Here is a 22,227-nt window from a genome sequence, read left to right as displayed (position 1 = left end):
GAGCCTCATGCCTGATACCTGTACTAAACCGATCACCGGCATTGACTGCCACGCCCACGTGTTCAGTCGTGATCTGGAACTGGCCGCTGTCCGGCGCTACACACCCGGCTATGACGCCACGCTCGCTCAATACCTGAGCCACCTGCACGCCCACGGCTTGAGCCATGGCGTGTTGGTGCAGCCGAGCTTTCTCGGCACCGATAACCGCTACCTGCTGGCCGCGCTACGGCAAGCACCGGAGCAGTTGCGCGGGGTCGTGGTGGTGGAGCGAGACGTCAGCCGCGCCGAGCTGGACGACATGGCCCGGCTGGGCGTGGTCGGGGTGCGCTTGAATCTGATGGGCAAGGCCCTGCCTGATTTTCGTGACGCCGCCTGGAACGGTTTTTTGGGTCACATCGCGGAACTGGATTGGCATGTCGAGTTGCATGCCAACCTGGTGGACTTGCCGGGGTTGATGGCTCAGCTGTTGCCATGGGGCCTCAAGTTGGTGGTCGATCATTTCGGTCGCCCGGATGCGCGTTTGGGGCTGGATCAACCTGGCTTTGCTCAATTGATGGCGCTGGGGCAGGGCGGGCAGGTGTGGATGAAGGTGTCCGGTATCTATCGGTTGGGCGCAACGGCCCCGCGCAACCTTGAATTCGCCTGCGCCTCGTTGGCCTTGCTGGAGCGCAGTTTCGGCCCCGAACGGCTGGTGTGGGGCAGCGATTGGCCGCACACCCAGCATGAAGAACATGTGGGCTTCGAGACGGTCATGGCGCAGTTGCGCGCGTTGGAGTGTTCGGCGTCGCTGATGCATGCGTTAATGGTCCAGGCACCCCAGGCACTCTTCAAGTTTTGAGGCGCGAAGGTCATGGCGTCGATTTTCCTGAACTCGTCCGATGAATAGCGATCTAGACTCCATTGAAGCCCTGTGAGCAGTCGCCGTATCGGCCTTTAAAAGGGATTCTGCGAGCTGAAACCACCGACCCGGGCGATGGCCCTGGCGCGAAGGACAGCGAGGGTGCTTCAGCCAGGCGGTTTGAGGATGACTGATGTCGAACATTGAAGAGCTACCCACGCAAACACAGGCGCCGAGTGAGTACGAAAGCTTGATCGCGATGGGAATGAGCGCGCTCGATGCCATTCCCGGTGCGGTGTACCTCTGCGATCGTCAGGGGTGGCTCGTGCGGTACAACAGCGAGGCGGCGGAGCTGTGGGGCAGGGCGCCAGCACTCGGAGAGAACGGCGCCCGTTTTTGCGGCGCCCATCGATTGTTCCAGGCCGACGGTACGCCGCTGGCATTCGAACACTGCCCGACGGCCTCGGCGCTCGATACGGGCGTTGCGTCGCGCAACCAGGAAGTGATCATCCAACGTCCGGATGGCTCGCGGTTCGTGGCGCTGATGAACATCCGCGCTCTCAGGGATCGTTGGGGCGTCATTCAAGGGGTGATCAACTGCTTCCAGGATGTTTCGGCACACCATGCCATGGCCGAGGAACTTCGGCGCAAGAGTGCCGACCTGGAAGACTTCTTCGAAAACAGTGCGGTGGGCCTGCATATCGTCAGTGGCGAGGGCATCATCCTGCGCGCCAACAAGGCGGAGCTGGCGCTGCTGGGCTATCGCGCAGAAGAATACATCGGGCGGCACATCACTGAGTTTCATGTCGACGAACCTGTTATTGGCGACATCCTCACCAAGCTGGGCAGTGGCGATTGCCTGGAGAGCTATCCGGCGCGCCTGAGGGCCAAAGACGGCTCGATCAAACATGTCACGATCACTTCAAACGGACGCTTCGAGGACGGAAAACTCTTCAACACCCGTTGTTTTACCATCGACAGAAGCTGCGTCCATGCGGCCGAGGCGGCGCGCCAGGAGAGCGATGACCGGCTTTCGGCGACCTATGAGGCGGTGACCATCGGGATTTCCGAAGCCGATACCGACGGTCGCTTGCTCCGGGTGAACGACGCCCTGTGCAACATGCTGGGCCGGTCGCGGGAAGAGCTCCTGTCGATGACATTCCTGGACTACACCCACCCGGACTGCATCCCGCAGGATGCGCAGTTGTACGCCCGCCAGGTGGCCGGTGAACTGGATAACTACGTGCTGCGCAAGCGCGCTCTGAAGCCCGATGGCGAGGTGGTCTACCTCGACATCCACAGCTCGTCGGTGAGGGACGCCAACGGTACGTTTCGTTATGGCGTGCGGGTGCTGCAGGACGTCACGCTGGCGCGGCGGATGGAAAACCAGATCCGCGAAAGCGAACGGCACATGCGCAATCTGCTCGAAGCATTGCCTGCCGCGGTGTACACCACCGACGCCGAAGGGCGCATCACGTTCTACAATCGCGCCGCTGTCGAACTGTCGGGGCGCACACCGCAATTGGGTGACATGTGGTGTGTGACCTGGAAGCTGTTCAATACCGACGGAACCGCACTGCCCCACGATCAATGCCCGATGGCGGTGGCGCTGAAGGAAAACCGGCCGATACGCGGCGTCGAGGCGATCGCAGAACGGCCCGATGGCAGCCGTGTACCGTTCACGCCGTTTCCCACGCCTTTGCATGATGCCGATGGAAACCTGGTGGGTGCCATCAACATGCTGGTCGATATTTCCGAACGAAAGCAGGCGGAAAGCCGGCAGAAGACGCTGATCGATGAGCTCAATCACCGGGTCAAGAACACCCTGGCCACGGTGCAATCGCTGGCGGCCCAGACCGCGCGCAATGCCGAGGATGCGAAGGACGGCTACAGGCGTTTCGAGGCAAGGCTTTTGGCGTTGTCGCGGGCACACGACCTCTTGACCAAGCGCCATTGGGGCCAGACGCCGCTCGACACCCTGGCCCATGAAGTGCTGCTACCGGTCTTTGGGCGTGAGCCGGGCCGTGTCGTGATCGAAGGGGCGGCCGTGGACGTCGGCACTCGCGTGGCGCTCAACCTCACGATGACCCTCAATGAATTGGCGATCAACGCGCTCAAGTACGGGGCCATGTCGGTCGAGACGGGGACGCTAGCCGTCACATGGCACCTGCAAACTCAAGCGGACGGGACGCTGCTTACTCTTGACTGGCACGAGCGTGGAGGGCCGCTGGTCTCCCCGCCGGAGCGGGAAGGGCTGGGTTCGCGCCTGATGAAACGCTGCATCGAGCGCGACTTGGGCGGCACGTTTGACCTTACCTACGCCCCACAGGGCGTTTGCTGTCGCTTTGCGTTCCTGATTGGAGCGGCTGGGGCATGATCCCATTGGCTGGAACCAGGGTGCTGGTCGTCGAAGACGAAGGCGCGATTGCCCTGTTGATCGAGGAGATGCTGGAGGAATTCGGGTGCGAAGTGGTGGCCTCGGTCGCCCGGCTCGCGACTGCATGTGAAATCGCCGGCTCGGTGCAGGTGGACCTGGCGATCCTGGACGTCAACCTGGCCGGCGAGCGCGTGTACCCGGTGGCCGACATTCTTCGCGGTCGCCAAATCCCCTTTCTATTCAGCACCGGATACGGCGCTAGCGGGCTGCCAGCGGAATACGCCGGGTGCCCGGTCCTGCACAAGCCGTTTTCGGAGAACCAATTGCGGCAGAAAATCGCCGTCACGCTGAAGAAAACCCGTGAAAGCGGCCTGGCATCCAGCACTGATGCCAACTGACCCGCCGCCATCGCGAGCGAGCTCGCTCCCACAATGACCGGCGGTGGACAGTGACTGAGTGACCACCACAAATCCTCTGTGGGAGCGGGCTTGCTCGCGATGACGGTGGCACAGGCAATACATCACCCACTGATACAACACCATTCCCAGCAAGCCGAGCCCTGACCTTCAAGCAGGCCTACGAGACGTTGCCGCTGGACTGTGCTAAATCTCTTACCGGCAACCCACTTCTCCAAACCCATTCAAGGAGTGAACATGAGTCTCCACGGTCATTACGATCCACAGAACATCTTTGCGCTGATCCTGCGCGGCGATGCGCCGTGCTACAAGATTTACGAAGACGCCGATGTGCTGGCCTTCCTGGATCTCTTTCCGCAATCGCGCGGCCATGTCCTGGTCATCCCTAAAGCCTCCCAGGCGCGAAACATCCTCGAAGTCGAACCCGCCGTCCTGGGCGCGATGATGGCTGCCGTGCAACGCCTGACGCGGATTATCGTGGACGAGTTGCAGCCGGACGGGGTCCAGGTCGCGCAGTTCAATGGTGCGGTGGCCGGGCAAACGGTCTATCACATTCATGTGCACATCATCCCGCGCTGGGAAGGTGAGGAGGCGGGCGTGCATGGCCGGGGCAAGGCCGATCCCGAGGAGCTGGAAAAACTCCAGGCCCGCCTGGTCGAACGTATCCGCTCAGAGGCCTGACGCCGGGCAGAGCAAGCTCGCTCCCACGGGGATTTCGGATGGATAGACAATGGCGGTTGTCCCGGTTTCCAGTGTGGGAGCGAGCTTGCTCGCGATAGCGGCAGTACATCCAACATTGATGCTAACTGACCCACCGCTTTCGCGAACAAAGGTTGTGCACCCCACCACAAAACCCATCAACAATTCGCCACCCAATTCCTTTTCCAACCGCTACCATTGCGCGCGGACCTCCCGACACCCCCGGACTTCACTTCCATGAAATTGCGCTTTCTGACCGCTGCCTTATTTTTTACCTGCACCTTGGTTAACGCCGCTGAACCGAAACCCGTTCCAAAAGCCCTGGAAGAACAGATTGGGCACCTGGTCGCGCTCATCAAGGACAGCTATGCCACCGGCTATCCCGAAGCGACACTGATGCAGACCCTGGACACCGGCGAGGACAGTCAGGTCACCCTTGCGGTTTTCACCATCGAGGGTTTCGGCATGGGCAACAACTACAGCCAATACCTAGCCGCCTTCACGCCCGAGGAGAACGAAGAGGGCGTGCCGCACTACAGCCTGCTGGACGTGATGCGCATCGGTGGCGACAGCTGGCGGGCCATCGACAACCTCGATGCCAAATTGGTCAGCGACCCGACCGGTGAGCAGACCCTGATCGACATTCCCGTGATGGAGAACACCGATGAGGATGCGCCGAATTTTCCGAGCCGGGCCGCCGTGATTCACCTATCCCTGGACGGGTCACAGGCAGTGCGATTGGTTGAGATTAAGTAAAGCGGTACGTCCGATCGGATTTATGCGATTGCGATAGGAGTTGTGATCTCTCCGGAAAGGGCGTTAGAGCTGGACAAACGTTGCAACCTGTTTCGGTGGTGGAACGGTTAAACGAGTTTGTAGGAATTGACGGAGCGAATATTACCCATTGACTTGCAGGACATTTCCTAGAAAATTCCAGTCCCTTGCGCCTGCTGATTTCGGTACCTAGTCTTTGTCCACCGCTGCCAATTCAGCGGTCGGGTTTAGTCGCTCGGTATCTCGTTAGGCGCAAGGTCTCCTTGAAGTCAGGCCACGATTTTCTCGCTGATTTTATGGTGGCTGTGCGCAGGGCACTTTCGGGTGCGCCGGTTTCCTAACGTCCCGGTCGACTAACCTGCGCACAGCCGCCACCCCACTTCGTTTAGTCGCGAGCAGTGGCGGACCCGACTGACGTTAGCTGGATGTCATCGACCCTAGGTAAGCGTCCGGTGGAATAGATTCCATTTTCCCCAAGATGGATCGGGTCGGAAGCGAAGGGCTGCTTCCGACCCATTGCGGCCCTTCATGGCAGTCAATGATTGGTCAATAACTTGCCCATTTTTAGGCACCGAGCACGAAATGGACAATTAGCGCATCCAGGCACGAATAGCTTCGAATTCAATTGGGTTCGGATGGCGCAGTCGGGCGGCTAGAGATTCCTCTTCTTCTTGAGAAATAAAGGCTTGGACAGTTTTCGGAGTACTTCGAGGCCCAGCCTGGTAGTTCATAGCCACACACTGCCCGACTGAACAGGGCCTCAAGAAGTGAATAATCTGCGGGTAGTAGGGCGGCTTGGATTAATGCTACTTCACTTCAGTGCAAAACTGAAGTCTGCTTTAGGCGGTAGCCAAGATAGATCCCTAGCGACGCGCACGTACTCCCTTGTCACGAACGAAGAGACATCGCCGTAGGCCAATGAGGATGGCTGTGCAAAATGAAGTACTTGAGCAATCCCCGAAGCGCCGTTTTCCAATCGCACCACGCAGTAAGGCTCACCGCCGCCTGTAGCCGCAAAGGGAAGAAAGGTTCGACCTTGCTGGTCATCAGGATTAAGCCACTCATTGATTTCTCGCCCGGCCTGTTCGGCATCAAGCCATAGAAAATCTTCAAGGCTACTCAGTGATGCCGTTCCTGTATGTGCAATTCCCATTAGAGTCGCGAGGCGCTCTGGAAACTCAATGCCAATTGATTGCGCAAGCCTTTGAAAGGCCTCAACAACTGCAACATCTTGTCCATAACTCAAAGTGACAGATTCTCCGTATCAGATAGTAGGGCAGTCAAAGGTTTGGAGTTTTTCGCAGCTTTCCGGCCGTTTAAAAACGTATCTTAAGCTGGTTTAGACGAGTGTCAACACGCGAGAGACTGCCGATTGTCGATGCCAATCACTCTGAACTGAATGTCTGCTCCTGGCCGAAAACTGCCGTTCCCAACGGGTCGCGTTTTGCTCGAAGATGGCCCTGTAAACCATCTCTCATTCAATCGGGATCCATTCACATGCCTGTCTTGATGGCGCGAATGGCTGCCATGTAAGCGCTGGTTCCGATGCCGACCTGACCCCAGACTTCACGGCTTTCTCCTCCTTGGCGGTCATATTGTTCATCCGCATCCCATAGCGTCAGGATTTGGTTTGGAAACAGGTATTCATAGGATGAGAATTCGTGCTGGCCGGAATTGTCCGAAGCAGCCATCACTGAAAATACATGTGTGGCAGAGTTCGCAAAGATATCGACTCCCTTGAACATGAACGTGACGTTCGGGTTTCCGGAGACACCAATGAAGCGTACTTCATCGTTCGGCCCGTGGGAAACCTGCACGCAGGACTCGCAAAAATAATCGACGCGGTCCTGGGAATGCTCGAGAGGGAATCCGATGGCAGCCATTTTTTGCCTCGCTGTAGCGCGTGCAGCGCCAAGACGAACAGGACCAATAGCCTCGAGCGGTAAAATTTCAAAAACCTGCATTTCCTGGGCTCCATGGGTGAATGGCTAGCCAACCGCTCCGCTATGTAGGGCGCGGAAGTTGTGCTTTAGATTGTCCGAGAGCGGGCACCTCGGTACGCTGTCGACCTTATCCGATATGGAAATGCTTAACATGGATCCGCACGCTGTGATCGCAAGAAATTTCGTTGGGAGCGAAGCATACGAAGACGCCTCGTTCATCGGACGATTACACGAAGCGGGACTCTGGGATCGTGAAGAATACTGGCTGCTGGAGTGGGCACTCTATAAAATCGCAACAGAAACAAGCTTCAGTCAGGCACTCTCACATAGGGTGTTCGAGATATTCAGCTACAGTTCTCTGCTATTCGGTTGCCACTTTGATCGGAAGGATCGCTTCAAGATCCGAAACCTGAAAAGAAAGCAGATCTACGATTTCCGCGAGAGATTCCACTTGGTGTTTGAGGGTTTCTTCGCTGGAAAAATGGCGACACCGGCTCGCTTTGACGAACCCAATCCGTGGCTCGTAGGTGGCCCGTAATCTGACCGGACGGGGTTAATGATCGCTGATGTCAATCAACCGCTCCTCGGCCAGCCTTGCGCGTGCCGAGAATAAACATCTAGAGCCTTTCATAGACTACTTCAAACTCGGCACCTAGCTCCTCTTGGATAGCCGCAAGCAGAGCCTCGGCAGCGTCGTCAAATTCCGTATATTCGGCCGCATTCCAAGGACTTGGATCTGGTGGGTATTCCCAGTTCAAGGCGGTGTCGTGCCAGCGTGTCATTACACTCAGCCTCTCGAGAGTAGTGGCGCTCAATGGCAGTTTCTCTTCGATTGATCCCACCGAGAATCTTGCTAAAGCGACCTGATTCCCGCACCACAATGCACCGCCTCCCCACTCAAACATCAACCGTATGCGAAACCGTTCAGCCATGTGCACTCCTGACATCCAGCGAGAAGAATCAGACCCTGGGTCATTATGGCTTTTTTGGCTCTTCGTTTGGGCTGAAAGGCAGCTTCGGGTCGAAAGCGCTCATCCACGTCCGGCAGCTATCGACCCATAACGGCCTTTCGCTTTTGACAATCTGAAAGTTTATGTAACCTTGCGAAGTCCGTTCGCAAATTCGTTGTGTTACCCGGGATACGTTTATGCAGACTGCTCAAACCAGGCTACTCGCGCTTGCACTAATAGAGATCAGGACGTTGCTTGCTGATTATCTGGGCAGTGATGTAGATGCTCCAATGAGCGTCCGTGTCGCGGCCCATATGGCCTATGCGCTCCACAATGAGGCGGAGGCTGCATACGGCAACGCTGACTTTCAACTCGAGTGTGCGACCCAGAAAATATGTGCAATTGATCAGATTCTTGGTGTTTCGGATGGAGCCGCATTGTTGAGTAGATTTGACGTCGAAGACAAAATCAATCCGGATAACGCTCAACCTAGATGACCGCTTATGGCCGATTGCTGCCAGTCACTAAGGGCGGCAGTCGAACCAAAGCGGACTGGGTCTCCCCAGCCCGCAAACTAGGATCAGCTTTGGCAGAACCGAATTCGGTTGCCGAATGGGTCATACACTTCCAGAACTTGGCCCCAGCCCTGTTGAACAATATCCGGACGTCCGTATCCGTATCGTTTGCTCTGTAATTCGTCCCGGAGCAGTTCGATGTTTTGCATCGGGACAAATATCGTCGATCCCGGGCTAGCATCGCCATGATGTTCGGAAAGATGGACCTGCAGACCGTTTCGGCTGATACCTAGGTACAGCGGTAGATCAGCTTCGAATCGGTGCTCGAATTCGACGCTGAAACCAAGAAAATCAAGATAGAACTCGCGCGCCTTGGTTTCGTCAAACATCCGCAATATCGGGATGGCTTTGTCGAATGTAATGGCGGGTTGGGTATCTTCCTGGGAAAGCATCGCTGACGCAGTGTTCCAGTCCTTGTAGCCCAACTGGTGCGCTACTGTTTCCAGAGCCGTGGAGTGAGTCAATGCTTGATTGCGCGACTCTAGCGAGGCACGCAGCCTCTTGGCCATCTGCTTGGCTTGTTCGATTGAAAACATCGTTCCTCCTGTAGTCGAGGCATTTTGGTGCTCGCGTTGCCAAACCTCGACTCTCAAGAGATGCGATAGGATCTGGGAAGAGAAGAAATGCTTTCACCTTTCCTTTCGGAAGCGAGCGGCGGGCAGCATCAGCCCGCGCTGATGATACACAGCGGCTCCCGCCAGCGAAAGTTCTCCCGGTTGCAAGTCTCCGGTGCGAATCATCCGTCCGCTTTTGGCCGAAAGCTCCCCGTTGTGAAGGACAACTGACGACCCAAAGCATCCACCTGCAGATCACTCCAGGCCATCCACGCTCATACCTGATCCATCGCCTCGCTCACCCACCGATCCTCACCCAGGAACCCGCCACTCTGATGGTGCCACAGCCGCGCATAGATACCGTTCTTGGCGAGCAATTCAGCGTGGGTACCCTGTTCAATAATGCGTCCATCATCCATGACGATCAGCCGATCCATCGCCGCAATCGTCGACAGTCGATGAGCAATGGCGATGACGGTCTTGCCTTGCATCATTTCATCGAGGCTTTCCTGGATGGCCACTTCGACTTCCGAATCCAGCGCGCTGGTCGCCTCGTCAAGGAGCAGGATCGGAGCGTTCTTGAGCATCACTCGGGCAATCGCGATGCGTTGGCGCTGGCCGCCCGACAGCTTGATGCCGCGCTCGCCCACCAAGGTGTCGTAGCCGCTGTGACCTTGTCGGTCGCTCAGTTGACTGATGAACTCATCGGCCTGGGCATTGGCCGCGGCACGGCGAATTTGTGCGTCGCTCGCATCGGGTCGGCCGTAGGCGATGTTGTCGCGAATGGAACGGTGCAGCAGGGACGTATCCTGGGTGACCATGCCGATGGCGCTGCGCAGGCTGTCCTGCGTCACGTGGGCGATGTCTTGGCCGTCAATGCGAATCTGCCCGCTGTCGACATCATAAAAGCGCAGCAGCAAGTTGATGAGCGTGGATTTGCCGGCGCCGGAGCGGCCCACCAGGCCGATTTTCTCGCCCGGGCGAATGTTCAGGCTCAAGCCATCGAGCACCTGGCGTTCACCGTTGTAGTTGAAGCTCACATTGTCGAAGGTGACCGCTCCGCCAGAGGTCACCAGCACCCCGGCGTCCGGCGCGTCCTGCACCTTGGGGCCGCGGGTCAGGGTGTCCATGCCATCCTGCACGGTGCCGATGCTCTCGAACAGCGAGGTCATCTGCCACATGATCCAATGCGACATGCCGTTGATGCGCAACGCCATGGCGGTGATCGCCGCCACCGCACCGGCGCCGACATCGCCCTGATGCCACAGCCAAAGGGCATAACCGCCTGCAGCCATGATCAATCCCACTACCAATGCTTGGTTGACGATTTCGAACTGGCTGACCAGGCGCATCTGGCGAAAGCCGGTCTGTTTGAAGTCCTCCATGGCCGCGCGCGCGAAGTGCGCTTCACGATTGGAGTGGGAGAACAGCTTCACGGTCGTGATGTTGGTGTAGGCGTCCGAGATACGCCCGGTCATCGAGGAGCGCGCATGGGCCTGTTCCTGTCCGACTTTCCCCAAACGGGGCACGAAGTAGAGCATGGCCAGTCCGAACAACACGATCCAGGCCAGGAAAGGCAACATCAGTTTCAGGGCGAAGCCGCCGGCCAAGGCGATGATCGCAATGAAATACACGCCAATGCCGGGTGCGATCTCGATCAGGGTGAACAGCACGTCACGCACGGCCAGTGCCGTCTGCATCACCTTGGTGGTGACCCGACCAGAGAACTCATCGGAAAAAAATGAAAGGCTTTGCCGCAGCATCAGGCGGTGAAAGTCCCAACGCAGCCGCAACGGCAGGTTGATGGCCAATATCTGGTGCTGAACCATGGTGCGCAACGCCACCAGCCCGATGCTTGCCACCATGACGATGCCCATGCCCCACAGCACGCGACTCTCCTGCGCCGCCGCCTCACCCCCGGCCTGCCAGGTCGAGAGCAGATCCACGACCTGGCCGAGGAAGGAAAACAGCCAGGCTTCGTAGATCGATACACCGGCGCTGAGCAGCGCGAATGCAAGGATGTAACCGCGGGCGCCCCGGGTGCAGGCCCAAAGAAACCGAGCCAGGCCTTCGGGTGGCGGGGGTACTTCGTCGGGTGGGAAAGGGTCGAGTCTTTGTTCAAATACGCGAAGCATGGGGGTCTCCGAAAGATCGATTACGGGGATTCTGCCATTTAAAGACTGCTTTGAGGGTTATATGAAGTGTGGATATGGCTCTATTAGCGTGTTGCCCAGGATGTTGGGGGGCTGCAGGGGGGGACAAAACAGGGTATTGACATATCGAAAAATCTCGATATTCTCGGGGCATGGAATTGATCGAAATATTCAAAGCGCTCTCGAACCCTACACGCCTGGAAATCTTGAAAGGCTTGAAGGATCCCGCAAAGAACTTCCCTCCGCAGGATGAAGGTGACGTTCTCACGGTTGGAGTCTGCGTCAGCAGTATTCAAGAAGGTATCGGCCTGTCGCAGTCAACGGTGTCTGGTTACCTTGCAACGCTGCAACGAGTGGGCTTGGTCGAAGTCCGGCGTATCGGTCAGTGGACCTACTACAAACGCAATGAAGCAACCATCAGCGCGCTTGCCGAGGTCATAGGGAAAGAGCTGTAATTTTTTACTGTAAAATATCGAGATATCTCGATATTCCTTTTTTCTAGATTCGAGGGTTTTGCAATGAAAGCAATGGTACTTAAATCATTCGGTGGGTCGGGATCGTTCGAACTCCGCGATGTGCCCAAGCCTGTACCGCACACCGGACAAGTCTTGGTGCGAGTGCACGCAACCTCCATCAATCCGTTGGATTACCAGGTTCGACGGCGACTATCCCGACTTGGTGCAACTGCCGGTCATTACCGGACACGATGTATCGGGCGTCGTCGAAGAGGTTGGGCCAGGCGTGACCACCTTCGCTCCAGGAGACGAAGTCTGGTACACCCCGCAGATATTTGACGGGCCAGGCAGTTATGCCGAGTACCACGTTGCCGCCGAAACCATCATCGCGAAGAAGCCTTCCTCGCTGAGCCATCTTGAGGCGGCAAGCCTGAGCTTGGTTGGTGGGACGGTATGGGAAGCATTGATCGTGCGTGCGGCGCTCAGAGTGGGGGAAAGCATCCTGATTCACGGCGGCGCGGGGGGCGTCGGTCATGTGGCGATCCAGGTGGCAAAAGCCATGGGGGCAAGGGTGTTCACGACCGTGCGTGAGTCAAACGCTGGGTTCGTGCGAAGCCTGGGAGCCGATGTGGTCATCGACTATGAAAAGGAGGACTACGTCGACGCCATCATGCGGGACACGGGTGGTCGCGGAGTGGATGTTGTGTTCGACACCATCGGCGGCAATACCTTGTCGCGCAGCCCCGACGCGCTGGCACAGCTTGGCCGCGTTGTCTCGATCGTGGACATTGCGCAGCCACAAAACCTTGTCCAGGCCTGGGGCAAGAACGCGAGTTATCACTTCGTTTTCACAAGGCAGAACCGCGGCAAGCTCGATGAGTTGAGCGCATTGGTCGAGCGAGGTCAGCTGCGGCCACACGTTGGCGCCGTCTATTCGCTTGCCGACATTGCGCTCGCCCATGCCCGGTTGGAGAGTCCCAACAACGGCGTTCAAGGAAAAATCGCGATAGCAGTCGAGCCATCGCTCATCGCGTAAGTGCGCACTTTTAACCGTTCAAGTCATTTTCGAGGAACGCCATGATTTATGAGATCGCTCTGCTCCCCATTCACAAAGAACGCATTGAACTGTTCAGGCGTGCATTTGCCGAGGTCGCTCCCTTGCTCACCCGCGCAAAGGGTTACTGCGGTCACCTACTAGCGCAAGGGATTGAGACCCCCGAGCAATTCAACCTGATCGTGCAATGGCAGTCACTCGAGGATCACACGCCGGGTTTCGAAGAGAGTGAAGACCATCGGCTGTTCATGATGGGCTTGGAGGAATATTTTTCGGAAGAACCGAGGGTCTACCATATCGAGGGAGCAGCTTCCTGTTCACCGTTTCTGACCGAGCGGCGGCCGAATTGACCACCTTCAGGGATTGGAACTCATCCGGCCCCGGATCGCCATGTGCAGACAACCCCAGGCGATGAGTCCGATGATCAACACCTCGGCCATGCCCACCAGCATGTTGAATGAGAAGGTGAGCGGTTGCTCGGCCCAGTAGAAGGTGGTCGTGCCCGTTCGACCGCCGACACGCAGCCGTCCGGCAAACAGAGCGGGCACCAATGCGATGACGTGACTCAGCTCCAATAGTGCCAGGAAAACACCCATGAGAAGGAGCAGGGCGCGTGCGGGCGTGCCGAGTTTTTCGGTGGACTCATGGGAAGGTTTGAGCCCCTTGGTTTTGCGCTGTCTGGCTTCCCTCACCGCTTTACCGCTGGTTGGGGCTGGAGCGCGCCTGTAGGTTGCCTTCTTCACAGCCGCCGCCGAGCCCACCACGACTTCAGTGGGCACTGCCACGTTCAGGTAGTCGGCCAGTTCACGCAGCCACATGTCGGTGCGTTGACTTCCCGGCACTACCGGAACGTTGTCAGTAGTCAGGCGGTGCTCGGTGCCATCGCGCATCACCAGCCACAGCTGGGTGTAGGCGGGCTCGGCATCTGGGGGGCGGCGAAGTTCGAGGTAGTTGGGGGTATCGATTCTAAAGACCGAATGAACACGCTCGCGACGCCCAAAAAAGTTTCGGGTGCGGCGCTTGCCTTCACCGTCGCGTCGCGATAACAGCAAGGTCTCGCGGATGCCGGTGTACACCATCAGGAGTAGGCCGAGTGCAGGAATCAGCAATAGCCCGAGCACGAACAGCAGTGAAGTCAGCGGATCCAGGTCAGTCAGGGGCGAGCCTTCATCCGCGATCACAAACACGGCGAACGCCACCGGCAAAATGAAGGCAAGCGCGCCTGTCAGCAGCACGAATGCGCTCTGCACCAGATTGCGCGAATGGATGTGCAGGTCATCCTGCGCGGTGCGCTCGAACCGATGTCCAAACAACATGCAAATCTCCTGATGCACCGTCTTTCAGGACCATTCGAGGGGCCTTGACAAGCGGTTGCACCCCCGCAGGCCTGGATCGTGTTTTTACGCCGCGCAGAATACCTCATGCCCAGACAAAATTACTGCGCACTCAACTCCCACAACACATCCAGCACGTGTTGCGTAGGCCGTTCGATGTCTTGACGGCGGTGGGCAATCCCCAGTTGACGCCACAACAAGGGCTTTATTGGCCGCATGACGATCCTGGTATCGGGCAATGGCGTGGAAGCCTCATGGGGCAACAACGTCGCCCCATATCCCGCCGCCACCAGGCTCTTGATCGCATCGTTGTAATTCAATTGAATGCGCGGCACAGGCTGTCGACCGTCACTGGCGAACCACTCCGACGTCAAGCGCGAAAGGCGAGTGCTGGTGTCGTTCAAAATCAGCGGCTGGGCGGATAGCCAACCGGGCGTCACGGTAGCCGGGCATTCCCAGCGAGCCGGCAAGAAGGCCATGACCGGGTCCCGTCGCCACGGCTCGATCCGCAAGCCCTTCACCGGCGGCTGCGGCAGCGCGACCAGACCGATCTCCAAGGAGCCCTCGGCAAGCTTCTTCAGGGTTTCCTGGGAGGTGAGCACCGCGACGTGCACATCGATCGCGGGGTGGCGTTGGTTCAACGTCTCCAAAGCGTTCGGCAGCAACTGTGCGATGGCCCCGGTGGACGCGCCTAGCCGCACACGCCCGGCCAATCCCTGTACCTGACGTTCCACTTCCTCAAGCGCCTGCTCCGCGTCCGCCAACAGGCGTCGCGCGCGTTCCACCAGCGTGTTCCCTATCGCTGAAGGCTGAACGCGCCCACGGGTGCGCGACAACAGCTTGCCGCCCAGCCGTGCCTCCAGGTCGGCGATATGCAGGCTGACGGTGGGTGGCGCGAGGTGCAGCACACGCGCTGCTTCGGCAAACGATCCCAGGTCGGCAATCGCCACCAACGTGCGCAGACGGTCCAGGCTGATTTCCCGCATAAGTGCGTCCTTATTCAGAAAAACTGAATTACAGCGTTTATAAATTCAACTTTTCCTATCTTAGCGCCTCGCTGAACATTGGGACTCCTGATTTCCACTGTTCGAGAGCATGCCCATGGCAAGTCCCCTTGTATTCATCGATGGCGACCAAGGCACCACCGGGTTGCAAATCCATCAACGTCTGCACGACCGGAGCGATCTGCGGCTGCTCACCCTCAGCGCCGAATATCGCAAGGACCCACAACGTCGCGCCGAAGCCATCAACCGCTGCGACATCGCGATTCTGTGCTTGCCCGACCAAGCCGCGCGCGACGCTGTAGCGTCCATCGAAAACCCCCTCGTTCGGGTGATCGATGCGAGTTCGGCGCACCGTACCCATCCAGACTGGACCTATGGTTTTGCGGAAATGAATCCGCAGCAGACCCAGCGCATTGCCACCGCGCGACGGGTCAGCAACCCTGGTTGCTATCCAACGGGGGCGATAGGCTTACTGCGCCCATTGCTGGAGGCCGGACTAGTGCCGAGGGATTACCCGATGAACATTCATGCCGTGTCGGGTTATTCCGGAAAAGGGCGGGTGGGCGTGCAAGAGCATGAAGGGGCGGGCGCAGCACAGGCGTCGGCGTTTCAGGTCTATGGGCTGGAACTGGCACACAAGCATATTCCGGAGATTCAGCAGCAAAGCGGACTGACGGAGCGGCCGATGTTTGTGCCGGCCTATGGCGCTTTTCGACAGGGAATCGTGCTGACCATACCTGTGCAAACCCGGTTGTTGGCGCCAGGCGTGAGCGCGATGCAGTTGCATGCGTGTCTGACGCAGCACTACGCCGATGCGCGCCATGTACACGTAATGTCGATGCAGGAAGCCAAAGCGCTGACGACCCTTGATCCTCAGGCGCTTAACGGGACTGATGATTTGCGGTTGTCGGTGTTGGAGAATGATGAGACCGGGCAGGTTTTGCTCGCTGCGGTGTTTGACAATCTTGGGAAGGGCGCCGCTGGCGCGGCGGTGCAGAATCTGGACTTGATGCTAGCAGGCGCGTGACAGCGCCAAGCAGCCTGACGCCCTGACTTCAATGGGTTGCGGGAACATTCTGTTTTGGCATGAAAAATCGAGCAAACAGCTCTGATTGTGACTTGATGTTTAATTTTGCGTAAATGTTGCGGCGGTGGACTTTTATGGTTTCCGCCGAGAGGGACAGCTTCCCGGCTATTTCTTTATTGGAAAAACCGCTGAGTAATAAGCGCAGTACGTCACTTTCCCGTGCTGTTATTTGTGTGCCAAGCTGGTTGACCGTTTCTGGCCACAGAGGCGGCTCGGTCAGCGTTTTCTCTACGTCACTTTCAAACCCCATGCGCTGATGCATCAATGCAGTTACCCACGGTTTGATGATGTCGAGCAGGGTTATTTGTTCCTGGTTAAAACGGACTTTGCTGCCGATGGAAATGCATAAGGTTCGGTCGGGGTCGAGCTGGACATTGTACTGTGCCTCATCCATGGAGATGTATTGTGCAAAATACTTGTGGTAGTACTCGGTTTCAAGAAAGTATTCCGGTGCAATGTCCAATAGGTGGAAGAAGCCACTCTGTGGGTTTTCTCGATGAGCGATATAAACCGGATCCAGCAAGTAAAGACCTTTCACGTAGCGATGAATGAATGCGTCAACTTCTTCCGCATCCGCTACTTCAGGAAGGCTGACGACCTGCACGTGTTGATTGCTGAAGATCAATACAACCCAATTATCGATCTGTACATATTCATTTAATGTGCGAACCAGTGAACTCCAGAAGTCTGGACGATTCAACTGCATGATCAGCTTCCCAATCGATCGATGCCAAGCCAGGCTATGGAGGTCAAACGGCATTTTCTACCCCTTTAGGGTTAGGTAGTCGCAGGTCAAAGGTAAGTATTCGTAGGTATTTACTATTCAGTAACACTCGGTATATTCGCTGCTAGGGTTTACGATGGCCATGAGGGCGTATCGTCTTGACAAGGATGTTGCATGAGAAAGTCACATTTGCGAACCATTTTTTCGGCCTCGCTTCTCTGTGCGGGGATAAGCACATCTGTGGCGGCTGTAGAACCGGGGATGTATTTGTATAACTGGTTCGGGTTGCTTGCGCCGGAGACGCCAAAGGAATTTGAGCAGGAAACTGGCACGGGCGTGCATATGGATGCGTTCGACAGCGCCGAAATCATGCAGAGCAAAGTCATGGCCGGTCGCACCGGGTACGACGTGGTGGTGGCGACCTCCAATGTGTTGCCAAGCCTGATCCAGGCGGGAGTTCTTCAGCCTTTGGATCGCAATCAACTGAGTAACTTTTCACATATCGATCCTGATATCTTGTCCCAACTCGCGGTCAATGATCCTGGTAACCGCTACGCCGTACCCTATTTGTGGGGCACTACCGGCATTGGTTATGACGTTGACAAAGTCAAAGCAGCATTGGGTGATAATGCTCCGGTGAATAGCTGGGACCTGATCTTCAAAGAAGAAAACATCAGTAAGCTCCAGTCGTGTGGCGTGGCAATGCTTGACTCTCCAAGTGAGATCATTTCGATTGCCTTGAACTACCTTGGGCTCCCTAGCAATAGCAAGAACCCGGATGATTACCAGAAAGCTCAAGCCCTACTGTTGAAAATCCGTCCTTACATTCTTTATTTCGACTCGTCCAGAATCGACGCCGACCTGGCTGACGGCAATATTTGTGCAGTGGTCGGATGGGCCAATGGTGCCCTTGCTGCACAGGCCATCAACGAGAAGTCCAACACGGGACGCAAGATTAACTACAGTCTTCCTCGCGAAGGCGCGCTGTCCTGGTCGGAGAACCTGGTACTGCTAAAAGATGCGCCCCATCCCAAGGCAGGCATGGCCTTCATTAATTACATGTTGCGACCAGAAATTATCGCCAAGACCTCAAACCACACGCTATACCCCAACGCAAACAAGGATGCCACCGAGTTTGTCGAGCAGAAGCTGCGAGACAATCCTTGGATTTATCCAGACAAGAAGACCATCGCTACACTTATTCCACTTGAACCACTGCCCTTGAAACTGGAGCGAATCCGCACACGGATCTGGACCAAAGTGAAGAGTGGTGTGTGATCTGGCTTTGAGTTGTATGTCTGGAAAGTAAGCTGTAAACGCCGATATACGGGGGCGCAGGGCTGGTTATCTGCCAATTCATCAGTCCGGTGTCTTCCGGTCCATTGCGCCGCCTTATGTAAAAAGAGAACAGCGGATGTTCACCCCAGCCAATCAAACGCAGTTCAGTTTGACCATCAACGGTTTCGAACACGATTTTCAAGTGCTCGCATTCACTGGAGAGGAGGGGATCAACAGGCCTTACCTCTTCAACGTGGAGTGTGTGAGTGAGCGGTCTGATCTGGATCTCGAAAGCCTCTTCGACAAAGAGGCTTTTCTGACGTTAGACGCGAAGAACAACGGCATTCATGGACGGGTCTACCACATTGCACAAAGCGGTCATGGCCAGCGTTTGACACATTACCGCTTGGCCCTCGTACCGCACCTGTCCTACTTGCGTCACCGTATCAACCAGAGGATCTATCAACGGTTCTCGGTGCCGAAAATCGTTGCCTTGATATTGGAAGAACACGGCATCCTGGGTGACGCCTATCGGTTTCATCTGGAAGCGACCTACCCTCAGCGTGATTACTGCACCCAGTACGACGAAACGGATTTGCACTTTATTCAGCGCTTGTGCGAAGAAGAAGGTATCCACTTTCACTTCCAGCACAGCACTCAAGGCCACGTGCTGGTCTTTGGTGATGATCAGACGGTTTTCCCCAGGATTGGGCAACCCACTGCCTATGGGCAAGAGCACGATAGGTTGGCCAACGAGCCACTGATCAAGCGCATCAACCTGCGTCTGGGACAGCTCACCCGTCGTATCTCGCACTACAACGATGATGTCGAGCAACAGCTGGACATTGAAGACGATGGCAGGCCGGAGCGTTTCACCGGTCATGAACACGGCAAGCAGATACGTCTTCGTACCAGGGAGCGCCGCCATGCGGCTTATCGCCAAGCTGAAGGGCAGAGTGACCAGACTCGTTTCGTCAGCGGCCATGTAGTGGAAATCTCAGGCCATCCGCGCGAGGAGTGGAACGCCCCATGGCTGTTGACCCAGGTCATCCACGAAGGCCGGCAACCACAGGTATTGGATGAGCACGTCGCCGGTGGCAACACTGACAACGAAGATGACGTTCATCAGGGCTACCGCAACCGCTTTATCGTTCTTCCATGGAATGTGTCCTATCGTCCGTCGTTGGCCCACAAAAAACCTCGGATGCCAAGCGACCAGAGCGCTGTAGTCATCGCGCTGGAAGACGAAGAGATCCAGAGTGATCGGCGCTTCGCAAGGATCAAGGTCAGATTCCCCTGGGACGGCGAAGACAGATTTGATGACAAGAGTTGTTGTTGGTTGAAGGGGGGCTCCGATTGGCGTTGTGAGATGGGACCGCCCCGGACGGGCATGGAAGTGGTGGTTACATTTTTTGAAAACGACCCTGATCGGCCGCTGATCAGTGGGTGCTTGTGTTGTCGTTAAGGCGTCCAGCCGCTGCTTTGCTTAGGGGCACTGTGGGTACTGCTGAGCATCTGCTTTTGGGCCAGACTCCATCATTCCAACCGGACGCCTTCGGCCGATTCTTTCAGGGACGGATCGCTCCAGTTGACCGGCTCATCACCCGGTACTTCGCGCTGCCGACTCGCATCCGCCTTGATGATGCTGGCGTCCACAGCAAAGCCTTCGCCTTTGACCAGGCCTGCGTCCATGCAGCGACGCAGCACTTCATTGAACAACCAGCGAAACAGATCGCCGTCCCCAATCGGGCTATAGAAGTCGGCGAGGTAATGGCGCAGATCGCTCAGATCAAGACACTGATCAATGCTGTGCAGAAGGTGATTAGTTGGGATGTGATCTTCGAGATTGAACGAGTAAAACAGCCGTTCCTGTCCACTCGATAACTGTCCCTTCATGCTGTGTGCTTCCCTGCTGGCCGATGCGAAGATTTTGCACGCAGGCCAGACAGGGGAGCTACTTTTTCAACAGAATCGGCCAAGAGCGGACGTCTAGAGCAGAGAAACAAATCTGCTCTCTTTTCCCAATGGACGTCACCGCGGCGTACGCAGGGCTACCGCGTGGTGCGCGCAGCGCTCTCTACAAAGGCACCTGAGCACTTGGCGCCGCGCAATGAGGCGAAGCATGGACTTCGCGTACGCTAACGTTATGCCTGAGCCAATGCATTAAAGAACCGCTCGTAGAGTGCCTGTGGGTGGTATTGGGGAAAATACGCAACTAGCACGGTTGAAGTTACAAGCACCAGCACCACCAACAGCGCGGTAAGTAGCTTTACCAACGTCGAGAGAGGTGGATTGGGCGGGCCGTATTTATTGATCGCTTTACGCCCCGGCAGCATGACGAGCGGAAGCGTTATCACAAAGCCGATAACAGGGAACACGAAGAGAATTCCCCATATCATCGGACTCCAGCCTAGATCACGTGCCCTGCGCACCAGTAGAGACACGTCGAGCAGGATGGCAGGAACGACAACGGTGACACCGACTATCAGCAAAACCACCAGTTGATGGCGCAACCCCACCATAAAGAACCACAGCAAAATGCACGGAAGAACCAGCACCAAGGGCACACGAATCAGCCAGAAGCGCGCCAGAGAAATACGCCCGGAAAAATCAAGAATCTTGGGTTTTGAAAACGTGACAACCTCGTCGTCAATCAGTTGGGCGTCACCCGGTTGGTATGGGTTTTCGATTTCGCTGCTGATGCTGCCGAAAACGGGTTCTATCCTTGCCATTTAGTGCTACTCCCCTGTGTTTTATGGTGCTATTCACGTCACAACGTTTACGCCTCATATCTAATCGAAGGCCGGCATCAAACTCAAGAGAAGACGCTATCGTGTAAGGGGGGCTGTGTGCACCACAGCATGTGTGGGTCTGTCGCATGGTGCGCGCAGTACACCTTATGAAGTGTTTTGCCGCTAGTAAGAAGGCGGGTCATGTCCCTGAGGGATCCCTTAATTCCGCGCACTTCCCCCTCAGTAATTCTCCGGATTGAGTTGCCTGGCCTCATGGGGCGACCTTCCGCTCCAATCCTTGAAGGCGCGAGTGAAGGCGCTGTGCTCCGAATAGCCCAGCAGCATGGCGATATCCACGATTTGCAGGCGTGGATCGCGCAGGTACGACAGCGCCAGTTCGTGGCGGACCAGGTTCAGTTCATGGCGAAAGCTGGTGCCGGCTTCTTGTAGACGGCGCTGTAGCGTGCGTGAGGAGATGCGCAGTTGGGGGCTTATCCGCTCTATGTTCGGCTCACCTTCGCGCAAGGCACGGGTGATGGCCTTGCGCAGCTGTTCTACGATCTCATCCTGCTGTGGCAACTGGGTCAGCAGGCGATCCGCATGTTGTTCCAACAGGGAGACCAGCGCCGGGTCGGGACTTTTAAAGGGCAGTTCAATCAGTTGCGCGGAGAAGCGCAGGACCGCCTCGGCCTGACCGAAGCGTACCGGGCAACCGAAGAAGGCTTCGTACGGGCTGATGTCGAGGGGGGCAGGATGATTGAAATCAATCCGCAACGGGTTGGCCGTGCCGCGCACTAGGGCACGGCAGAACTGCACTATGGCAACCATACCGGTTTCGTTCACCAAGGGGCCGGGCTGGTACTGGCTGACATCCCAAGCCAGTTCGAACCAGCCGTCGCCGTCGCGGCGAGTCATGGGAATGACGTCGTACACCAGGCGAATGTAGCGCTCCAGGCGTTGCAGAGCTGTACCGAGATTTCCGCAGGCCAGCAGCACCGATCCGAGCACACCGATATGCCGCGCGCTGATGGTTTGACCGAGGTGCAGCCCTAACAGTGGATCGCCCAACATTCGCGCCGCTGTCACCAGCAGGCGATCCCAGCATTCCACGTCAACGCCGCCGCCACCCTCTTGGGCAGGTGTGGGCCAGGGCTGGCCAAGTACCGACTCGGGCTCATGACCGAGCGCCTCCAGGTATTCATAGAGCAGTTGCACGTAGGTCTCGGGCACCACTCGCCTATACAAAGGCTGGCTCATCGGGCCTCTTTGGGTGGGTTGGC

22 protein-coding genes and 2 pseudogenes are annotated in these 22,227 nt (G+C 56.9%); 13 read left to right on the top strand and 11 right to left on the bottom strand.

Features of this window, described 5'->3' with window-relative positions; genetic code table 11:
• Nucleotides 1-7: 7 nt before the first annotated feature.
• From PSH84_RS21210 to PSH84_RS21190, 5 genes are all read left to right on the top strand, one after another.
• Nucleotides 8-838, top strand: coding sequence for an amidohydrolase family protein (locus PSH84_RS21210; protein ID WP_305467379.1), 831 nt, complete (start codon nucleotides 8-10; stop codon nucleotides 836-838).
• Nucleotides 839-1,031: 193 nt separating this feature from the next.
• Complete coding sequence (locus PSH84_RS21205; RefSeq protein WP_305481748.1) at nucleotides 1,032-3,215, top strand: PAS domain-containing sensor histidine kinase; 2,184 nt, start codon at nucleotides 1,032-1,034, stop codon at nucleotides 3,213-3,215.
• Nucleotides 3,216-3,235: 20 nt separating this feature from the next.
• A complete protein-coding gene (locus PSH84_RS21200; RefSeq protein WP_240998428.1) occupies nucleotides 3,236-3,613 on the top strand; it encodes a response regulator in 378 nt (125 codons plus the stop codon).
• A 255-nt stretch (nucleotides 3,614-3,868) separates the two neighbouring features.
• Nucleotides 3,869-4,312 (top strand): HIT family protein, encoded by a 444-nt coding sequence (locus tag PSH84_RS21195; RefSeq protein WP_122565743.1) that lies wholly within the window; start codon nucleotides 3,869-3,871, stop codon nucleotides 4,310-4,312.
• Between the two features lie 255 nt (nucleotides 4,313-4,567).
• Entirely contained in the window at nucleotides 4,568-5,086 is a 519-nt protein-coding gene (locus PSH84_RS21190) for a hypothetical protein (protein WP_122565742.1), read from the top strand.
• 829 nt (nucleotides 5,087-5,915) lie between these two features.
• Here PSH84_RS21190 and PSH84_RS21185 read toward each other — a convergent pair.
• Both PSH84_RS21185 and PSH84_RS21180 read right to left on the bottom strand, forming a co-directional pair.
• On the bottom strand, nucleotides 5,916-6,350 hold the full coding sequence (locus tag PSH84_RS21185; protein ID WP_305481747.1) for an SMI1/KNR4 family protein: 435 nt from the start codon (nucleotides 6,348-6,350) through the stop codon (nucleotides 5,916-5,918).
• A 247-nt stretch (nucleotides 6,351-6,597) separates the two neighbouring features.
• Nucleotides 6,598-7,068 carry a hypothetical protein gene (locus PSH84_RS21180; RefSeq protein WP_122565740.1) on the bottom strand — a complete coding sequence of 157 codons (471 nt, stop codon included), beginning with the start codon at nucleotides 7,066-7,068 and terminating at the stop codon, nucleotides 6,598-6,600.
• Between the two features lie 130 nt (nucleotides 7,069-7,198).
• On the opposite strand from PSH84_RS21180, the gene PSH84_RS21175 reads away from it, so the two are divergent.
• Nucleotides 7,199-7,585 carry an Imm41 family immunity protein gene (locus tag PSH84_RS21175; RefSeq protein WP_163006704.1) on the top strand — a complete coding sequence of 129 codons (387 nt, stop codon included), beginning with the start codon at nucleotides 7,199-7,201 and terminating at the stop codon, nucleotides 7,583-7,585.
• Between the two features lie 79 nt (nucleotides 7,586-7,664).
• On the opposite strand, the gene PSH84_RS21170 is transcribed toward PSH84_RS21175, so the two are convergent.
• Complete coding sequence (locus tag PSH84_RS21170; RefSeq protein WP_305467371.1) at nucleotides 7,665-7,979, bottom strand: immunity protein CdiI family protein; 315 nt, start codon at nucleotides 7,977-7,979, stop codon at nucleotides 7,665-7,667.
• Between the two features lie 215 nt (nucleotides 7,980-8,194).
• Here PSH84_RS21170 and PSH84_RS21165 point away from each other — a divergent pair, with 215 nt between their 5' ends.
• Nucleotides 8,195-8,494, top strand: coding sequence for a hypothetical protein (locus PSH84_RS21165; protein ID WP_305467370.1), 300 nt, complete (start codon nucleotides 8,195-8,197; stop codon nucleotides 8,492-8,494).
• Between the two features lie 83 nt (nucleotides 8,495-8,577).
• On the opposite strand, the gene PSH84_RS21160 is transcribed toward PSH84_RS21165, so the two are convergent.
• The gene (locus tag PSH84_RS21160) at nucleotides 8,578-9,108 is read right to left on the bottom strand and encodes a glyoxalase superfamily protein (protein ID WP_122565736.1); all 531 of its coding nucleotides are present in this window, start codon (nucleotides 9,106-9,108) and stop codon (nucleotides 8,578-8,580) included.
• A 293-nt stretch (nucleotides 9,109-9,401) separates the two neighbouring features.
• Nucleotides 9,402-11,261, bottom strand: coding sequence for an ABC transporter ATP-binding protein (locus PSH84_RS21155; RefSeq protein ID WP_122565735.1), 1,860 nt, complete (start codon nucleotides 11,259-11,261; stop codon nucleotides 9,402-9,404).
• 170 nt (nucleotides 11,262-11,431) lie between these two features.
• On the opposite strand from PSH84_RS21155, the gene PSH84_RS21150 reads away from it, so the two are divergent.
• The 3 genes and pseudogenes from PSH84_RS21150 to PSH84_RS21140 all read left to right on the top strand — a co-directional run bounded on the left by PSH84_RS21150 (nucleotide 11,432) and on the right by PSH84_RS21140 (nucleotide 13,138).
• Entirely contained in the window at nucleotides 11,432-11,734 is a 303-nt protein-coding gene (locus PSH84_RS21150) for an ArsR/SmtB family transcription factor (RefSeq protein ID WP_122565734.1), read from the top strand.
• 63 nt (nucleotides 11,735-11,797) lie between these two features.
• Nucleotides 11,798-12,770, top strand: a pseudogene (locus PSH84_RS21145) (zinc-dependent alcohol dehydrogenase family protein).
• Nucleotides 12,771-12,811: 41 nt separating this feature from the next.
• Nucleotides 12,812-13,138, top strand: a complete 327-nt coding sequence (locus PSH84_RS21140) for an antibiotic biosynthesis monooxygenase family protein (protein WP_122565732.1) — start codon at nucleotides 12,812-12,814, stop codon at nucleotides 13,136-13,138.
• A gap of 6 nt (nucleotides 13,139-13,144) precedes the next feature.
• On the opposite strand, the gene PSH84_RS21135 is transcribed toward PSH84_RS21140, so the two are convergent.
• Together PSH84_RS21135 and PSH84_RS21130 are read right to left on the bottom strand one after the other, a co-directional pair.
• A complete protein-coding gene (locus PSH84_RS21135) occupies nucleotides 13,145-14,104 on the bottom strand; it encodes a hypothetical protein (protein ID WP_305481746.1) in 960 nt (319 codons plus the stop codon).
• Between the two features lie 119 nt (nucleotides 14,105-14,223).
• Complete coding sequence (locus PSH84_RS21130; RefSeq protein WP_305481745.1) at nucleotides 14,224-15,108, bottom strand: LysR family transcriptional regulator; 885 nt, start codon at nucleotides 15,106-15,108, stop codon at nucleotides 14,224-14,226.
• 115 nt (nucleotides 15,109-15,223) lie between these two features.
• Between PSH84_RS21130 and argC the strand changes: the two genes are divergently transcribed.
• The gene (gene argC / locus PSH84_RS21125; protein WP_305481744.1) at nucleotides 15,224-16,153 is read left to right on the top strand and encodes an N-acetyl-gamma-glutamyl-phosphate reductase; all 930 of its coding nucleotides are present in this window, start codon (nucleotides 15,224-15,226) and stop codon (nucleotides 16,151-16,153) included.
• A gap of 28 nt (nucleotides 16,154-16,181) precedes the next feature.
• Here the strand turns inward: argC and PSH84_RS21120 are convergent, their stop codons facing one another.
• Nucleotides 16,182-16,973, bottom strand: a complete 792-nt coding sequence (locus PSH84_RS21120; RefSeq protein ID WP_305481743.1) for a response regulator transcription factor — start codon at nucleotides 16,971-16,973, stop codon at nucleotides 16,182-16,184.
• A 138-nt stretch (nucleotides 16,974-17,111) separates the two neighbouring features.
• On the opposite strand from PSH84_RS21120, the gene PSH84_RS21115 reads away from it, so the two are divergent.
• Together PSH84_RS21115 and tssI are read left to right on the top strand one after the other, a co-directional pair.
• The gene (locus PSH84_RS21115; RefSeq protein ID WP_305467362.1) at nucleotides 17,112-18,215 is read left to right on the top strand and encodes a polyamine ABC transporter substrate-binding protein; all 1,104 of its coding nucleotides are present in this window, start codon (nucleotides 17,112-17,114) and stop codon (nucleotides 18,213-18,215) included.
• A gap of 136 nt (nucleotides 18,216-18,351) precedes the next feature.
• Nucleotides 18,352-19,680 (top strand): type VI secretion system tip protein TssI/VgrG, encoded by a 1,329-nt coding sequence (gene tssI / locus PSH84_RS21110; RefSeq protein WP_305481742.1) that lies wholly within the window; start codon nucleotides 18,352-18,354, stop codon nucleotides 19,678-19,680.
• A 74-nt stretch (nucleotides 19,681-19,754) separates the two neighbouring features.
• On the opposite strand, the pseudogene PSH84_RS21105 reads toward tssI, so the two are convergent.
• The 3 genes and pseudogenes from PSH84_RS21105 to PSH84_RS21095 all read right to left on the bottom strand — a co-directional run.
• A pseudogene (locus PSH84_RS21105) lies at nucleotides 19,755-20,111 on the bottom strand (IS5/IS1182 family transposase); the annotation flags it as partial.
• Between the two features lie 248 nt (nucleotides 20,112-20,359).
• Nucleotides 20,360-20,947 carry a DUF805 domain-containing protein gene (locus tag PSH84_RS21100; RefSeq protein ID WP_305481741.1) on the bottom strand — a complete coding sequence of 196 codons (588 nt, stop codon included), beginning with the start codon at nucleotides 20,945-20,947 and terminating at the stop codon, nucleotides 20,360-20,362.
• Nucleotides 20,948-21,187: 240 nt separating this feature from the next.
• Nucleotides 21,188-22,204, bottom strand: a complete 1,017-nt coding sequence (locus tag PSH84_RS21095) for an AraC family transcriptional regulator (RefSeq protein WP_305467359.1) — start codon at nucleotides 22,202-22,204, stop codon at nucleotides 21,188-21,190.
• Nucleotides 22,205-22,227 lie beyond the last annotated feature (23 nt).

The organism is Pseudomonas beijingensis (genome assembly GCF_030687295.1).
In the GTDB taxonomy this organism is placed as follows: Bacteria; Pseudomonadota; Gammaproteobacteria; order Pseudomonadales; family Pseudomonadaceae; genus Aquipseudomonas; species Aquipseudomonas beijingensis.
The sequence above is the reverse complement of the archived record's forward strand: the minus strand, read 5'-3'. Positions and strand labels throughout refer to the sequence as shown.

Bases quoted from the DNA above. Each gene is read 5' to 3' on its own strand.
- PSH84_RS21210 (WP_305467379.1), top strand. From the start codon at position 8: ATGCCTGATACCTGTACTAAACCGATCACCGGCATTGACTGCCACGCC.
- PSH84_RS21205 (WP_305481748.1), top strand. From the start codon at position 1,032: ATGTCGAACATTGAAGAGCTACCCACGCAAACACAGGCGCCGAGTGAG.
- PSH84_RS21195 (WP_122565743.1), top strand. From the start codon at position 3,869: ATGAGTCTCCACGGTCATTACGATCCACAGAACATCTTTGCGCTGATC.
- PSH84_RS21190 (WP_122565742.1), top strand. From the start codon at position 4,568: ATGAAATTGCGCTTTCTGACCGCTGCCTTATTTTTTACCTGCACCTTG.
- PSH84_RS21180 (WP_122565740.1), bottom strand. From the start codon at position 7,068: ATGCAGGTTTTTGAAATTTTACCGCTCGAGGCTATTGGTCCTGTTCGT.
- PSH84_RS21175 (WP_163006704.1), top strand. From the start codon at position 7,199: ATGGATCCGCACGCTGTGATCGCAAGAAATTTCGTTGGGAGCGAAGCA.
- PSH84_RS21170 (WP_305467371.1), bottom strand. From the start codon at position 7,979: ATGGCTGAACGGTTTCGCATACGGTTGATGTTTGAGTGGGGAGGCGGT.
- PSH84_RS21165 (WP_305467370.1), top strand. From the start codon at position 8,195: ATGCAGACTGCTCAAACCAGGCTACTCGCGCTTGCACTAATAGAGATC.
- PSH84_RS21160 (WP_122565736.1), bottom strand. From the start codon at position 9,108: ATGTTTTCAATCGAACAAGCCAAGCAGATGGCCAAGAGGCTGCGTGCC.
- PSH84_RS21155 (WP_122565735.1), bottom strand. From the start codon at position 11,261: ATGCTTCGCGTATTTGAACAAAGACTCGACCCTTTCCCACCCGACGAA.
- PSH84_RS21150 (WP_122565734.1), top strand. From the start codon at position 11,432: ATGGAATTGATCGAAATATTCAAAGCGCTCTCGAACCCTACACGCCTG.
- PSH84_RS21140 (WP_122565732.1), top strand. From the start codon at position 12,812: ATGATTTATGAGATCGCTCTGCTCCCCATTCACAAAGAACGCATTGAA.
- PSH84_RS21135 (WP_305481746.1), bottom strand. From the start codon at position 14,104: ATGTTGTTTGGACATCGGTTCGAGCGCACCGCGCAGGATGACCTGCAC.
- PSH84_RS21130 (WP_305481745.1), bottom strand. From the start codon at position 15,108: ATGCGGGAAATCAGCCTGGACCGTCTGCGCACGTTGGTGGCGATTGCC.
- argC (WP_305481744.1), top strand. From the start codon at position 15,224: ATGGCAAGTCCCCTTGTATTCATCGATGGCGACCAAGGCACCACCGGG.
- PSH84_RS21120 (WP_305481743.1), bottom strand. From the start codon at position 16,973: ATGCCGTTTGACCTCCATAGCCTGGCTTGGCATCGATCGATTGGGAAG.
- PSH84_RS21115 (WP_305467362.1), top strand. From the start codon at position 17,112: ATGAGAAAGTCACATTTGCGAACCATTTTTTCGGCCTCGCTTCTCTGT.
- tssI (WP_305481742.1), top strand. From the start codon at position 18,352: ATGTTCACCCCAGCCAATCAAACGCAGTTCAGTTTGACCATCAACGGT.
- PSH84_RS21100 (WP_305481741.1), bottom strand. From the start codon at position 20,947: ATGGCAAGGATAGAACCCGTTTTCGGCAGCATCAGCAGCGAAATCGAA.
- PSH84_RS21095 (WP_305467359.1), bottom strand. From the start codon at position 22,204: ATGAGCCAGCCTTTGTATAGGCGAGTGGTGCCCGAGACCTACGTGCAA.